14 protein-coding genes are annotated in these 13,323 nt (G+C 68.7%); 11 read left to right on the forward strand and 3 right to left on the reverse strand.

What is annotated here, in order from left to right; translation table 11 throughout:
* Window positions 1–13: 13 nt before the first annotated feature.
* Window positions 14–823 carry an IclR family transcriptional regulator domain-containing protein gene (locus JC616_RS11645; RefSeq protein WP_227108437.1) on the reverse strand — a complete coding sequence of 270 codons (810 nt, stop codon included), beginning with the start codon at window positions 821–823 and terminating at the stop codon, window positions 14–16.
* A gap of 170 nt (window positions 824–993) precedes the next feature.
* Here JC616_RS11645 and JC616_RS11650 point away from each other — a divergent pair, with 170 nt between their 5' ends.
* From JC616_RS11650 to pcaD, 5 genes are all read left to right on the forward strand, one after another.
* Window positions 994–1,686, forward strand: coding sequence for a 3-oxoacid CoA-transferase subunit A (locus JC616_RS11650; RefSeq protein WP_227108439.1), 693 nt, complete (start codon window positions 994–996; stop codon window positions 1,684–1,686).
* Window positions 1,679–2,338: a 3-oxoacid CoA-transferase subunit B gene (locus JC616_RS11655; protein WP_227108440.1), complete on the forward strand. Its 660-nt coding sequence runs from the start codon at window positions 1,679–1,681 to the stop codon at window positions 2,336–2,338. Before JC616_RS11650 ends, JC616_RS11655 begins: the two co-directional genes overlap by 8 nt.
* Complete coding sequence (gene pcaF, locus JC616_RS11660; protein WP_227108441.1) at window positions 2,335–3,537, forward strand: 3-oxoadipyl-CoA thiolase; 1,203 nt, start codon at window positions 2,335–2,337, stop codon at window positions 3,535–3,537. The genes JC616_RS11655 and pcaF overlap by 4 nt, the downstream gene beginning before the upstream one ends.
* A 207-nt stretch (window positions 3,538–3,744) precedes the next feature.
* Window positions 3,745–5,085: an MFS transporter gene (locus JC616_RS11665; RefSeq protein WP_227108442.1), complete on the forward strand. Its 1,341-nt coding sequence runs from the start codon at window positions 3,745–3,747 to the stop codon at window positions 5,083–5,085.
* A gap of 14 nt (window positions 5,086–5,099) precedes the next feature.
* A complete protein-coding gene (pcaD, locus tag JC616_RS11670; RefSeq protein WP_227108443.1) occupies window positions 5,100–5,882 on the forward strand; it encodes a 3-oxoadipate enol-lactonase in 783 nt (260 codons plus the stop codon).
* A 13-nt stretch (window positions 5,883–5,895) separates the two neighbouring features.
* Here the strand turns inward: pcaD and JC616_RS11675 are convergent, their stop codons facing one another.
* The gene (locus tag JC616_RS11675) at window positions 5,896–6,495 is read right to left on the reverse strand and encodes a TetR/AcrR family transcriptional regulator (RefSeq protein WP_227108444.1); all 600 of its coding nucleotides are present in this window, start codon (window positions 6,493–6,495) and stop codon (window positions 5,896–5,898) included.
* 136 nt (window positions 6,496–6,631) lie between these two features.
* On the opposite strand from JC616_RS11675, the gene JC616_RS11680 reads away from it, so the two are divergent.
* A complete protein-coding gene (locus JC616_RS11680) occupies window positions 6,632–7,828 on the forward strand; it encodes an MFS transporter (RefSeq protein ID WP_227108445.1) in 1,197 nt (398 codons plus the stop codon).
* Window positions 7,829–7,888: 60 nt separating this feature from the next.
* On the opposite strand, the gene JC616_RS11685 is transcribed toward JC616_RS11680, so the two are convergent.
* Window positions 7,889–8,791 carry a LysR family transcriptional regulator gene (locus JC616_RS11685; protein WP_227108446.1) on the reverse strand — a complete coding sequence of 301 codons (903 nt, stop codon included), beginning with the start codon at window positions 8,789–8,791 and terminating at the stop codon, window positions 7,889–7,891.
* 93 nt (window positions 8,792–8,884) lie between these two features.
* On the opposite strand from JC616_RS11685, the gene JC616_RS11690 reads away from it, so the two are divergent.
* The 5 genes from JC616_RS11690 (at window position 8,885) to antB (ending at window position 13,316) form a co-directional block, all read left to right on the forward strand.
* Window positions 8,885–10,036 carry a muconate/chloromuconate family cycloisomerase gene (locus tag JC616_RS11690; RefSeq protein ID WP_319792932.1) on the forward strand — a complete coding sequence of 384 codons (1,152 nt, stop codon included), beginning with the start codon at window positions 8,885–8,887 and terminating at the stop codon, window positions 10,034–10,036.
* A 25-nt stretch (window positions 10,037–10,061) separates the two neighbouring features.
* The gene (gene catC, locus JC616_RS11695; protein ID WP_107800049.1) at window positions 10,062–10,352 is read left to right on the forward strand and encodes a muconolactone Delta-isomerase; all 291 of its coding nucleotides are present in this window, start codon (window positions 10,062–10,064) and stop codon (window positions 10,350–10,352) included.
* Between the two features lie 78 nt (window positions 10,353–10,430).
* Window positions 10,431–11,342: a catechol 1,2-dioxygenase gene (catA, locus tag JC616_RS11700; protein WP_227108447.1), complete on the forward strand. Its 912-nt coding sequence runs from the start codon at window positions 10,431–10,433 to the stop codon at window positions 11,340–11,342.
* Between the two features lie 91 nt (window positions 11,343–11,433).
* A complete protein-coding gene (gene antA, locus JC616_RS11705) occupies window positions 11,434–12,828 on the forward strand; it encodes an anthranilate 1,2-dioxygenase large subunit (RefSeq protein WP_227108448.1) in 1,395 nt (464 codons plus the stop codon).
* On the forward strand, window positions 12,825–13,316 hold the full coding sequence (gene antB, locus JC616_RS11710) for an anthranilate 1,2-dioxygenase small subunit (protein ID WP_227108449.1): 492 nt from the start codon (window positions 12,825–12,827) through the stop codon (window positions 13,314–13,316). The genes antA and antB overlap by 4 nt, the downstream gene beginning before the upstream one ends.
* Window positions 13,317–13,323: the final 7 nt, after the last annotated feature.

The raw sequence follows: 13,323 nt of genomic DNA on the forward strand, positions 1-13,323 counted from the left end.
CTCGCCGCACTGCTCACACCGCCAGCAGCGCCAGTTCCGCCGCGGCCTCGCGCAGCACCGGCAAGATGCGCAACAGCAAATCCTCGCGGCTGACGCGCGCCGCCTGCACCCCCACATTGATGGCCGCCGCGGCGCGGCCGTCGGCGCCGATGATGGGCACGGCGATGGAGCGCAGGCCGATTTCCAGCTCCTGATCGATGATGGCGTAACCCTGCTCCGCCACCCGCGCCAGTTCCGCCTCCAGCGCCGGCCGCTCAATCAGGGTGTGCGGCGTGTGCCGGACCAGCCGCGCCCGGTCCAACAAGAGGGCAAGCTCGGCGGCGGGCAGCCGGCTCAGCATCGCCCGGCCCATCGAGGTGCTGACCGCCGGCAGGCGGCTGCCGATGTCCAGATCCACCGTCATGATGCGGCTGGTGAAGGCGCGCGCGATGTAAAGGATGTCGTCGCCGTCCAGAATGGCGATGGAGCTGGATTCGTTGACGCTGCTGCTGACGTGGCGCAGCACCGGCTGGCCGGCGCGCGCCAGCGGCGTGGAGCCCAGATAGGCGTGGCCCAGCGCCAGAATGCGCGGCCGCAAGGCGAAATGGCGGCCGTCCTCGCTGTCCACGAAACCCAGCTTGGCCAGGGTGTACAGGCAGCGCCGCACCGCCGCGCGCGGAATGCCGGTGCGCTGGCTGATCTGCGAGGTGGACAACAGGCGGCGCTGCGCCGAGAACGCCTGAATCACCGCCAGGCCGCGCGCCAGCGAGGCCATGTAATTGGGATCGCCGCTGAAGTTCTCTTCCACGCCCTCCTCGGCCGCCGCCTCTTGCCACTGTTGCATCTTGTCACCTTTTATCGTCGTTGAGCGATCACCGCACACTATTGCGATCATCGTATTGACCCTGCGGCAGGCCGGCAAGCATGCTGAATGCGCGATTAAAAACATATCGTTCGATAATCGCACAAAATCCTTTCCATTCATGGCTGCACGCAGCCCGCAAAGGACAGTCGATGATAGATAAAACGGTAAGCTCGGCCGCAGCCGCCATTGCCGACATCCACGACGACGCCACAGTGATGATCGGCGGCTTCGGCGTCGCCGGCCAGCCGGCGGAGTTGATAGACGCGCTGATAGACCACGGCGCGCGCAATCTCACCATCGTCAACAACAACGCCGGCAACGGTGAGGCCGGCCTGGCCGCGCTGCTGCGCGCGCGCCGGGTGCGCAAGATCGTCTGCTCGTTTCCGCGCCAGGCGGATTCCCAGGTCTTCGACGCGCTCTACCGCGCCGGCGACATCGAACTGGAACTGGTGCCGCAGGGCAATCTGGCCGCCCGCATCCAGGCCGCCGGCGCCGGCCTGGGCGCCATCTTCACCCCCACCGGCTACGGCACCCTGCTGGCGGAAGGCAAGGAAACCCGCCGCATCGCGGGCCGCGACTATGTGCTGGAATACCCGATCCACGCCGACTTCGCGCTGATCAAGGCCTGGCGCGGCGACCGCTGGGGCAATCTGCAATACCGCAAGGCGGCGCGCAATTTCGGCCCCATCATGGCCGCCGCCGCGCGCCAGACCATCGTCCAGGTGGGGCAATTGCTGCCGCTGGGCGAAATGGACCCGGAAACCGTGGTGACGCCGGGCATCTTCGTTCACAAGCTGGTCTGCGTCGCCGGTCAGCCCATGCAAGGAGGCCGGCATGCATAAGCGACTGGACCGCGAACAGATGGCGGCGCGGGTGGCGCGCGACATCCCCGAAGGCGCTTACGTCAACCTGGGCATAGGCCTGCCCACCCGGGTGGCCGACTATCTGCCGCCGGAACTGGATATCTTCCTGCACAGCGAGAACGGCCTGCTGGGCATGGGCCCGGCGCCGGAACCCGGCCAGGCGGACCCGGACCTGATCAACGCCGGCAAGGAGCCGGTCACCCTATTGCCCGGCGGCTGTTTCTTCCACCACGGCGACTCCTTCGCCATGATGCGCGGCGGCCATCTGGACATCTGCGTGCTGGGCGCCTTCCAGGTGTCGCGGCGCGGCGATCTGGCCAACTGGCACACCGGCGCGGCGGACGCCATCCCGGCGGTGGGCGGCGCGATGGACCTGGCCATCGGCGCCAAGCGGGTGTTCGTCATGATGGAGCATCTGAACAAGCAGGGAGACTGCAAGCTGGTGGAAGCCTGCAGCTACCCGCTGACCGGCGTCGGCTGCGTGCACCGGGTGTATACCGATCTGGCGGTGATCGACCTCCGCGACGGCGAGCTCTTGGTGCGCGAATGCGTGCCCGGCCTGGATTTCGACGAATTGCAGCGGCTGACGCCGCTGCCCCTGACCGACGCCCGCCAAGGAGAGACGCCATGAGCCAGGCCTATATCTGCGACGCCATCCGCACCCCTTTCGGCCGCTACGGCGGCGGCTTGTCCTCCCTGCGCGCCGACGATCTGGCCGCCCTGCCGCTGAGCGCGCTGCGACAACGCAACCCGGGCGTGGACTGGGACTTGCTGGACGACGTGCTCTACGGCTGCGCCAACCAGGCCGGCGAGGACAACCGCAACGTGGCGCGCATGGCCGTCTTGCTGGCCGGCCTGCCGCCGTCCACGCCGGCCAGTACCGTCAACCGCCTGTGCGGCTCCAGCCTGGACGCCATCGGCCAGGCCGCGCGCGCGCTCAAGAGCGGCGAGGCCGAGCTGATGATAGCCGGCGGCGTGGAAAGCATGAGCCGCGCGCCCTATGTGATGGGCAAGGCGGACAGCGCCTTCGCCCGCAATCTGCGCATCGAGGACAGCACCATGGGCTGGCGCTTCGTCAACCCGTTGCTGCGCGAGCGCTACGGCGTGGACTCGATGCCGGAAACCGCGGAAAACGTGGCCGAACAATTCCGCATCTCGCGCGCGGATCAGGACGCCTTCGCGCTGCGCAGCCAGCTGCGCGCCGCCGCGGCGCAGGAAGCCGGCCGGCTGGACGACGAGTTGATGGAAGTGACGATTCCGCGGCTCAAGGGCGAGCCGCTGCGTGTTGTCCGCGACGAACATCCGCGCGCCACCTCGCTGGAGGCGCTAGCCCGGCTCAAGGGCGTGGTGCGGCCCGAGGGCAGCGTTACCGCCGGCAACGCCTCCGGCATCAACGACGGCGCGGCCGCCTTGCTGCTGGCCAATGAGGCCGCGCTGCAGCGCCATGGACTGACGCCACGCGCGCGGGTGCTGGCCATGGCCTGCGCCGGCGTGGAGCCGCGCATCATGGGCTTCGGCCCGGCGCCGGCGATACGCAAGGTCTTGGCCCTGGCCGGGCTGCGCCTGGAACAGATGGACGTGATCGAGCTGAACGAGGCCTTCGCCGCCCAGGCGCTGGCGGTGCTGCGCGAACTGGGCCTGCCGGACGACGCCGAACACCTCAATCCCAACGGCGGCGCCATCGCCCTGGGCCATCCGCTGGGCGCCAGCGGCGCGCGGCTGGCGGCCACCGCGCTCTATCAGTTGCAACGCGGCGGCGGCCGCTACGCCTTGTGCAGCATGTGCATCGGCGTGGGGCAAGGCATCGCGCTGATCATGGAGCGCGTCTGAGAACCTATTCAAAGTCTGCTGCGCTTCAGCGATACGGCGTTAAAAACAAGCTCAAAATGCTCATGTACCACTCGTACATTCCGCTTTTTCACTCGTTTTCGCCTTGTCTCGCCCTTGCTCGCGAGACATTGAACAGGCGCTGATAGCTTGTTCAAAGGCTGCTGCGCGTCGGCGCTCCCGGCGCGCCCTCTTTCATAGGAGCTTCCCATGCAGGACAAGCCCATAGACATCAGCGAGTTCATCGACAACAGCCCGCTGTCCCGCTACCAGATCATGGTGTTGACGCTGTGCTTTCTCATTGTGCTGCTGGATGGCTTCGACACCGCCGCCATTGGCTATATCGCGCCGGAACTGATCAGCCAGTGGGGCATTTCCCGCGGCCAGCTGGCGCCGGCTTTCGGCGCCGGCCTGTTCGGCATGCTGATAGGCAATTTCGCCTTCGGCCCGGTGGCGGACCGCCTGGGCCGCAAACGGGTGTTGCTGCTGTGCACGCTGATTTTCGGCCTGGGCACGCTGGTCTCGGCGCGCTCGGAGTCGATAACAGAGTTGGCGCTGCTGCGTTTCGCCACCGGCATCGGCCTGGGCGGCGTGCTGCCCAATTGCATCACGCTAAGCTCGGAATACTCGCCGGCGCGCCACCGCATGTTGCTGGTCACGCTCAGCTACGCCGGTTTCACCGCCGGCCTAGCGCTGGGCGGCGGCGTCGCCAGCCAGATCATTCCGCTGTGGGGCTGGCAAGGCGTGCTGGCGGCCGGCGGCCTGGCGCCCTTGCTCCTGCTGCCCTTCATCGCCTGGCTGCTGCCGGAATCGGTGTGCTATCTCGCCGGCAGGCCGGACAAGGCCGCCGCGCTGCGCCGCATCGTCGCCCGCATCAATCCGGACCCGCGCTGGCGGGGCAGGGTCTTCCGCCACGAAAACGCCGTCCCGGCCGGCCGCTCGCCGGCGGGCCTGCTCTTCATCGCCGGAACGCGCGCCCGCACCCTGTTGCTGTGGCTGACCTTCTTCTGCTGTCTGTTCGTGTTTTACCTGCTCACCAACTGGATGCCCACCATTCTGCGGGATCACGGCTACAGCACGGCGCAGGCGGCGCGCATCAGCGCCATGGTGCCGCTGGGCGGCGCGGTGGGCGGTGTGCTCATGGCCATGCTGATGGATAGAATCGGCGCGCGCCGGGTACTGCCCTGGCTGTGCCTGCTGGCGGCGCTGGCGCTGTCCGCCGTGGGCGCGGCGCTGGGCGACGGCGGCTGGTTGTTCGCCACCGTGTTCCTGGTGGGCTTCAGCCTGACCGGGGCCTTGAACAATCTGAGCATACTCGCCGCCACGCTCTACCCCACCCAGGCCCGCGCCACCGGGGTAAGCTGGGCGCTGGCCGCCGGCCGCGCCGGCTCCATCATCGGCTCGATGACTGGCGCCCTGTTGTTCGCCGCCGCCGGTTCGGCGCAGGGCTTCTTCGCCTGGGCCGCCGCGCCGGTATTGGCCGGCGCCTTGGCCTTGTTCGCGATGTCGCGGCTGGACGCCGCCCCAGCGGCTTTGAAACCCCAGGTATAGAAAGGAGATCCGTCATGCCCATGCTGAAACTCGGCACGCACGCGCTGCACTACCAAGTGGACGGGCCGGCCGGCGCGCCGGCGCTGCTGCTGTCCAACTCGCTTGGCACCACGCTGGAAATGTGGCGGCCGCAACTGGCGGCGCTGAGCCACCGCTACCGCGTGCTGCGCTACGACGCGCGCGGCCACGGCGGCAGCGGCGTCGGGACCGTTCCGCCCCGGCTGGCCGACCTCGCCGGCGACGCGCTGTCCTTGCTGGACGCGCTGGACATCGAACGCGCTCATTTCTGCGGCATTTCGATGGGCGGCCTCACCGGCCTGTGGCTGGGCGCCCACGCGCCGGAACGCCTGCAATGCCTGGTGGTCAGCAATAGCGCCGCCAAGATAGGCGCAAGCGAAGCCTGGCGGCAACGCGCCGCCCAGGTGCGCGGCGGCGGCCTGGCCGAACTGGCCGCCAGCGCGCATCAACGCTGGTTCAGCGCCGACTTTTGCGCCCAGGCGCCGGACATCGTCGAGCAGGCGCGCGTCTGGCTGGCGGCCACCGCGCCGGACGGCTACGCCGCCTGCTGCGAGGCGCTGGCCGACGCCGACCTGCGCGCGGACTTGCCGCGCATCGCCGCGCCCGCGCTACTGATCGCCGGACTGCTCGATCCGGTGACCACAGTGGCTGAGGCGGAAGCCATGGCCGCGGCGATGCCTGACGCCCGCCTGGCGCGGCTGCCCGCCTCCCATCTGTCCAATCTGGAAGCGCCGCTCGCCTTCGAGCGGGCCTTGCTGGACTTTCTGGACGCGGCCTGAGCCGTCCGATTGTTCAGCCGGCCGCGCCTAGCCGCAGGCCCTCCAGCAAGGGTTCAAGCGCGTCCAGCGTCTGGGCCAGCGCCTCCGCCGGCCGCTCGGCGCCGGACGCCCAGCCGGCGCCTTCCACCAGCGCGCCGTGGATCAGCCGCGCCAGCGCCTGCGGGTCGGCGCGGCGGATCAGGCCGGCGTCCATCAAGGCGCGCAAACGCTCGGCGATATTGCTCACGCACTGCCGCTGGCCGGCCTGCGCGTACTCCGCGCCCAGCGCCGCCGGCGCGTCGCGCAGCAGAATGCGCTGCGCCTCCGGCTGGGTGGCCGCTTGCAGATATGCGCGGCAGCGGCGCTTGAAGCCCTGCCACGGGTCCGCCGCCTCGCGTTCCGCCAGCGCCAGGCCGGCCTCGATCTCGGCGTCCAATTCTTGGGCCACCGCCAGCAACAGGCCTTTCTTGTCGCCAAAGTGGTGGTAGAGCGCGCCGCGGGTCACGCCGGCCGCGGCGGTCAGCTCATCCATCACCGTGGCCGCATAGCCGTCGGCGCCAAAGCTGCGGCGCGCGGACAGCAACAGCCTGCGCCGGGTTTCCTCCATGGCTTCGCTGCGTGTTTTGCTCATCATCCCGCTCCCCTGTTTCCGCATTGACCGTCGCGCCGCTGTTGACATACGGCGCGTATGTCAATTAGTTTAGCATACGTCGCGTATATTAAAACAGCGGACCAGGCGAGATCAGCGCCGTCCGCCACAAGGAAACCCGATGGCCAACCCCTACCTCAGCCTGTTCTCCCACCCCGGCAGCCTGGCCTTCTCCGCCGCCGCCTGGGTGGCGCGCATGCCCATTTCCATGACCGGCATCGGCATCATCACCATGTTGTCGCAAACCTCGGGCTCCTACTGGCTGGCCGGCGCCGTCGCCGCCACCTTCACCTTTTCGATGGCGCTGCTGGCGCCGCAGGTGTCGCGGGCGGTGGACCGCTACGGCCAGCGCCGGGTCTTGCCCGCGGCCACCGCGCTCAGCGTGGCGGCGATGCTGTCGCTCCTGTTCTGCAGCTGGGCGCAATGGCCGGCCTGGACGCTATTCGTCTCCGCCGCCTTCGCCGGCTGCATGCCCAGCATGTCGGCGATGGCGCGCGCGCGCTGGACCGAGATTTACCGCGGCACGCCGCGCCTGCACACTGCGTTTTCGCTGGAATCGGTGCTGGACGAGGTCTGCTTCATCGTCGGCCCGCCCATCGCCGTGGGCCTGAGCGTGGCGGCGTTTCCGCAGGCCGGCCCGCTGCTGGCCGCCGTCTTGCTGGCCGTCGGCGTCGCCGCCTTCTGCGCGCAAACCGGCACCGAACCGCCGGTGCACCCCGCAACCCAAGAACGGCGCGGCTCCGTCGCCGCCCTGACCGGCATGCGGGTGCTGATCTTCGCCCTGGTGGCGCTGGGCGCCATCGCCGGCGCCGTGGACGTGATCAGCGTCGCCTTCGCCCAGCAGCAGGGACAGCCGGCGGCGGCCAGCATCGTCTTGTCGGTGTACGCGATAGGCTCTTGCCTGGCCGGCCTGCTGTTCGGCGCGCGCAAGGCCAGCATGCCGCTGGCGCGGCTCTTCGTCTGGGCGGCCGCCGCCACGGCGCTGGCCACCCTGCCCTTGCTGCTGGTCTCCAATCTATGGATGTTGAGCGCCGGCGTCTTGCTGGCCGGCGTGTTCTTCGCGCCCACCATGATCGTGGCCATGGGCTTGGTGGAGGAGATGGCGCCGCCGGCGCAACTGACCGAGGGCCTGACCTGGCTGATCACCGGCCTCGCCAGCGGCGTGGCGCTGGGCGCGGCGGCGACGGGATGGGTGGTGGACCATGTCGGCGTGCGCGCCGGTTTCGGCGTGACCCTGGCCGCCGGCGCGCTGATGGCCGTGATCGCGCTGGCCGGGCAGCGCCGGATAGCCCGCTCTTTGCAAGAGAAAACGGCCTAGGCCGCGGCATCGAACGGCAAGGGCCGCCTCAACCCGCCCCTGCGGCGATGGCGGCCTGCCCTACTCCTCCAGCGCCTCCTCGCGCGGCAGCAGCTCGCGCAATAAACGCCGGATCAGGGCCAGCTCCTCGGAGCGGTCCCCGCGCCGCGCGCTCATGATCAGCGGCGAGGCCAGGCCTTCATCCGTCAGCGGCCGGTACACCACGTCGTCGCGGCGCAGCCTCAGCACGCTGGCCGGCACCACGCACACCCCCATGCCGGCGGCCACCAGGCCCAGCGCGGTTTGCAATTCTCTCACTTCCAGCGCGTAAGCCGGCTCCAGCGCGCGCTGGCGGAAGGCGGCCAGCACCTGGTCGGCGTAGCTGGGCCGCGGCTGGCGCGGATAGATCAGCACGGTTTCCTCCGCCGCGTCGCGCAGGCGCAAGGGCCCTTCGCGCCGCGCCAGCGGGTGCTCCAGCGGCAAGGCCAGCCACAAGGGCTCCTCGGCCAGCACTTCGCGCTCCACCGCCGGGTCGTCGAACAAGAGCCGGCCGAAGCCCACGTCGATGCGGCCGGCCTTCAGGGCCTCCACCTGCTCCAAGGACGTCATTTCCAGCAAGGACAGCTCGGTGTCGACATGGATGGCGCGGAAGCGGCGTATCACCTCCGGCAAGGGCCGGTACAAGGTGGAGCCGACATACCCTATCACCAGCTGCCGGCGCGCCAGCGCGATCTTGCGCGTCATCGCGCGCATGCCCTGGGCCTGGGCCAGCAGATTGCGCGCCTGGGCGTAGAAGAAGCGGCCGGCCTCGGTCAGTTGCAAGGGCCGCGCGCCGCGGTCCAGCAGCAATAGGCCCAGCTCCTCCTCCAGTTGCTGGATCTGCCGGCTTAGCGGCGGCTGGGCGATGTGCAGCCGTTCCGCCGCGCGGGTGAAGTTGAGCTCTTCGGCGACGGCGACGAAGTAGCGCAGATGGCGCAATTCCATTCAATACCTCACAGGTATGGAAGCAGACGAAAACGGTGTTGGACCCGCGGTTCCACAGGCTTGCATGATATCCGAAACCACGGGAGCGCAATCTTGATACCTGATACCGCGATAGACACGGTGGAGACCATTCTGGTTGATCTGCCCACCATCCGCCCGCACCAGTTGTCGGTGGCCACCCTGCGCGGCCAGACGCTGGCCCTGGTCCGCATCCGCTGCCGCGACGGACAAGAAGGCTGGGGCGAGGCCACCACCATAGGCGGGCTGCAATACGGCGAAGAAAGCCCGGAAAGCGTCAAGACCAATATCGACTGCTACCTGGCGCCGCTGCTGCTGGGCGAGGACGCCCGCGACTTCGGCCGCCTGCTGGGCAAGCTGCGCCGTGGCGCCCGCGGCAACCGCTTCGCCAAGTGCGCGCTGGAAACCGCCTTGCTGGACATCCAGGCGCGGCGGCTGGAGGTGCCGCTGAGCGAGCTGCTGGGCGGCCGGGTGCGCGACAGCCTGCCGGTGGCCTGGACCCTGGCCAGCGGCGACACCGGCCGCGACATCGCCGAGGCCGAGGCCATGCTGGAGCGGCGCCGCCACCGCGCGTTCAAGCTGAAGATAGGCTTGCGCGCGCCGGAAGACGACGTGGCCCATGTGCTGGCGATACGCCGCGCGCTGGACGGCCGCGCCGGCGTGCGCGTCGACGTCAACCAGGCCTGGAGCGAGATGCAGGCCGAGCGCGCCATCGCCCGGCTGCAGGACGGCGGCGTGGAGCTGATCGAACAGCCGGTGCCGCGCGAACACCCGGCGGCGCTGGCCCGGCTGGCGCGGCGCTTCGAGGTGCCCATCATGGCGGACGAATCCCTGCACGGCCCGGCGGACGCCAATCAGCTGGCGCGCCGGGACGCCGCCGACGTGTTCGCGGTGAAGATAGCGCAGTCCGGCGGCCTGTTCGCCGCGCGCCAGGTGGCCGAGATCGCCGTCGTCAACGGCTTGGGCCTCTACGGCGGCACCATGCTGGAAGGCGGCATCGGCACCATCGCCTCGGCCCAGTTGTTCTCCACCTTCGAACGGCTGGACTGGGGCAGCGAGCTGTTCGGCCCGCTGCTGCTGACCGAGGAATTGCTGAGCGAGCCGCTCTGCTACCGCGATTTCGAACTGCAACTGCCGTCCGGCCCCGGCCTGGGCGTGCGCCCGGACCCGGACAAGCTGGCGGCCCTGCGCCGCGACCGGACCGCGCCGCGCCTGCACGCGGTCTGACACCCGACACTCCAAGGAGACCACCATGCTGTTTCATGTGGAAATGCAAGTACAACTGCCGCACGACCTGGACCCGGAACGGGCGGCGGCCTTGAAGCTGGACGAGCGCGAACGCGCGCAAGCGCTGCAACGCAGCGGTCAATGGCGCCATCTATGGAGGCTCAGCGGCCAGTACGCCAACATCAGCGTATTCGACGTCGCCGACGCCGAAGAACTGCACCAATTGCTGTCCAGCCTGCCGCTCTTCCCCTTCATGCGCATCGAGGTCAGGCCCTTGAACCGGCATCCGTCCAGCATCCACGCCGACGACCGCTAGGCGCCCGCTTTCGCGGTCCACTGCGGCGGCGGCAAAACACAAGACCCCCGCCCCGCCCGTCAACAAAGGAGAAACACCATGGAACGCGCCGAAATCGACGCCCTGCTGCAACGCTTCGACCAAACCGCCAGCGAGCAGGCCAATCCGCGCACCCGCGCCATCGTCAACCGCTTGATGCGCGAGCTGTGCTACGCGATCGAGGACTTCGACATCCAGCCGTCGGAGTTCTGGAGCGCGGTGGAGCTGTTGGCCGACGCCGGCCGCAGCGGCGAGCTGGGCCTGATCGTGCCCGGTCTCGGGCTGGAACACTTCCTGGACCTGCGCGCCGACGAGGCCGAACGCAAGGCCGGCCTGCTCGGCGGCACGCCGCGCACCATAGAAGGGCCGCTCTACGTGGCCGGCGCGCCGCTGTGCGAATGCGAGGCGCGGCTGGACGACGGCAAGGACGACGGCGAACCCTTGTTCATGCGCGGCCAGGTGCGGGACGACGCCGGCCGGCCGGTGCCGCACGCGCTGGTGGAGGTATGGCACGCCAACAGCCTGGGCAATTACTCCTACTTCGATAAAACCCAGAGCGATTTCAATCTGCGCCGCGGCATCCGCGCCGACGAGCAAGGCCGCTACCGCTTCCGCAGCATCATGCCCTGTGGCTACAGCGTGCCGCCGGGCGGCGCCACCGACCGGCTGCTGCGGCAGCTGGGCCGTCACGGCCACCGTCCGGCCCACGTTCACTTCTTCGTGTCCGCGCCGGGCTTCCGCAAGCTGACCACCCAGATCAACATCCAGGACGATCCGCATCTGTGGGACGACTTCGCCTTCGGCACCCGCGAAGGGCTGGTGCCGGACGTCCAGCGCGTCAGCGCGCCGGAAGAACTGCGCCAGAGCGGCGTGGGCAAGCCTTTCGCCCGCATCGAGTTCAATTTCACCCTGCACCGCGAAGCGGCTCCGGCCCCCTCCACCGAGGTCAGCCGCGCCCGCGCCCAGGCCTGATGGACCAAGGCTGATGGACTGATTGAAACCGCGGCCCGCCGCCCGGCGCGGCGGGCCCGCCGGAACGCAGAACCTGTTCAAGGACATTACGATGAGCACAACCTTCCGCACCACGGCGCAATGGCGCAGCTTCGTCGGCGGCTGCCTGGACTTCCGCCCGGACGACGGCGTCTACCGCATCGCCCGCGATATGTTCACCGACGCTCAGCTGTTCGAGCTGGAGATGGAGCTGATCTTCGAGAAAGTCTGGATCTACGCCTGTCACGAAAGCGAAATCGCCGAGCCCAACGACTTCATCACCCTGCAGGCCGGCCGCCAGCCGCTGATCGTCAGCCGCGACGCCAACGGCGGCCTGCACGCGCTGGTCAACGCCTGCCAGCACCGCGGCGCCACCCTGGTGCGCCAGTGCAAGGGCAATCAATCCACCTTCACCTGCCCCTTCCACGCCTGGTGCTACAAGAACGACGGCCGCCTGCTCAAGGTCAAGGCCCCGGGCGAATACCCGGCGGATTTCGACAAGGCCGGCCGATCGCTGAAACAGGCGCGCGTCGCCAGCTACAAGGGCTTCGTCTTCGTCAGCCTGGACACGGACGGCGCGGACGCGCTGGAAGACTATCTGGGCGACGCCAAGGTCTTTTTCGACATGATGGTGGCGCAATCCCCCAGCGGCGAGCTGGAAGTGCTGCCCGGCAAATCCAGCTACACCTACGACGGCAACTGGAAGCTGCAAAACGAAAACGGCCTGGACGGCTACCACGTCAGCACCGTGCATTACAACTACGTGGCCACGGTGCAGCACCGCCAGGAAGTCAGCCGCCAGCAAGGCGAGGCGCAGGCCGCCACGCTGGACTACAGCAAGCTGGGCGCCGGCGACGCCGCCACCGACGACGGCTGGTTCTCCTTCCCCAACGGCCACAGTCTGCTGTTCAGCGACATGCCCAACCCCGCGGTGCGGCCCGGCTACGCCGGCATCATGCCGCGGCTGGTGGCCGAACACGGCCAGGCCAAGGCGGAATGGATGATGCACCGGCTGCGCAATCTCAACATCTACCCCAGCCTGTTCTTCATGGACCAGATCAGCTCCCAGCTGCGCATCATCCGCCCGCTGGCCTGGAACAAGACCCTGGTGCAAAGCCAATGCCTGGGCGTCAAGGGCGAATCCGCCGCCGACCGCGAAAACCGCATCCGCCAGTTCGAGGACTTCTTCAATGTGTCCGGCATGGGCACGCCGGACGATCTGACCGAGTTCCGCGAGGCCCAGCGCGGCTTCCAGGGGCGGCTGGAGCGCTGGAGCGACATCTCGCGCGGCCACCCGCGCTGGCAGACCGGCGCCACGCCCAATAGCCTGACCCTGGGCATCCGCCCCTGCCTGACCGGAACCGAAATCACCCATGAGGGCCTGTACGTCAACCAGCACAGCGCCTGGCGGCAATGCCTGCTGCAAGGGCTGGAGCGGCGCGCCGCCGCCGAGGAGGCCGAGCAATGAATATCGAACTGCATTATCAGGTGGAGCAGTTCCTCTACCGCCACGCCGAGCGCTGCGACAGCCAGGACTGGGACGCCTACCTGGCCGATTACGCACCGGACTGCGAATACCACGTGCCGCAATGGGACGCCGAGCATGTGTACACCACCGACCCCAAGCGCGAGATGTCGCTGATCTACTACGCCAGCCGCGCCGGCCTGGAAGACCGGGTATTCCGCATCCGCACCGGCAAATCCGCCGCCTGCAACCCGATGCCGCGCACCTTGCACCAGTTGGCCAATCTCCGCGTGGAACGCGGCGCGGACGGGCTGGTGGAGGCGCGCGTCAACTGGGCCACCTTCTACACCCGCTTTGGCGAGACCCGCTATTTTTACGGCCGCGCCGCGTACACGCTGGCGCGAAACGGCGACGGCTGGCTGATCCGGCGTCAGCATGTGCTCTTGCTGAACGATACCGTCAACGCGGTGTTGGACTTCTACCATCTTTGAATCGGAA

This window comes from Chromobacterium rhizoryzae (assembly GCF_020544465.1).
Lineage (GTDB): Bacteria > Pseudomonadota > Gammaproteobacteria > Burkholderiales > Chromobacteriaceae > Chromobacterium.

What these genes read in the sequence shown, in the direction of transcription:
- catC (WP_107800049.1), top strand. Translation starts at nt 10,062, where the DNA reads ATGCTGTTTCATGTGGAAATGCAAGTACAACTGCCGCACGACCTGGAC.
- JC616_RS11680 (WP_227108445.1), top strand. Translation starts at nt 6,632, where the DNA reads ATGGCCAACCCCTACCTCAGCCTGTTCTCCCACCCCGGCAGCCTGGCC.
- antB (WP_227108449.1), top strand. Translation starts at nt 12,825, where the DNA reads ATGAATATCGAACTGCATTATCAGGTGGAGCAGTTCCTCTACCGCCAC.
- JC616_RS11645 (WP_227108437.1), bottom strand. Translation starts at nt 823, where the DNA reads ATGCAACAGTGGCAAGAGGCGGCGGCCGAGGAGGGCGTGGAAGAGAAC.
- JC616_RS11655 (WP_227108440.1), top strand. Translation starts at nt 1,679, where the DNA reads ATGCATAAGCGACTGGACCGCGAACAGATGGCGGCGCGGGTGGCGCGC.
- pcaF (WP_227108441.1), top strand. Translation starts at nt 2,335, where the DNA reads ATGAGCCAGGCCTATATCTGCGACGCCATCCGCACCCCTTTCGGCCGC.
- JC616_RS11675 (WP_227108444.1), bottom strand. Translation starts at nt 6,495, where the DNA reads ATGATGAGCAAAACACGCAGCGAAGCCATGGAGGAAACCCGGCGCAGG.
- JC616_RS11665 (WP_227108442.1), top strand. Translation starts at nt 3,745, where the DNA reads ATGCAGGACAAGCCCATAGACATCAGCGAGTTCATCGACAACAGCCCG.
- JC616_RS11650 (WP_227108439.1), top strand. Translation starts at nt 994, where the DNA reads ATGATAGATAAAACGGTAAGCTCGGCCGCAGCCGCCATTGCCGACATC.
- JC616_RS11685 (WP_227108446.1), bottom strand. Translation starts at nt 8,791, where the DNA reads ATGGAATTGCGCCATCTGCGCTACTTCGTCGCCGTCGCCGAAGAGCTC.
- catA (WP_227108447.1), top strand. Translation starts at nt 10,431, where the DNA reads ATGGAACGCGCCGAAATCGACGCCCTGCTGCAACGCTTCGACCAAACC.
- antA (WP_227108448.1), top strand. Translation starts at nt 11,434, where the DNA reads ATGAGCACAACCTTCCGCACCACGGCGCAATGGCGCAGCTTCGTCGGC.
- pcaD (WP_227108443.1), top strand. Translation starts at nt 5,100, where the DNA reads ATGCCCATGCTGAAACTCGGCACGCACGCGCTGCACTACCAAGTGGAC.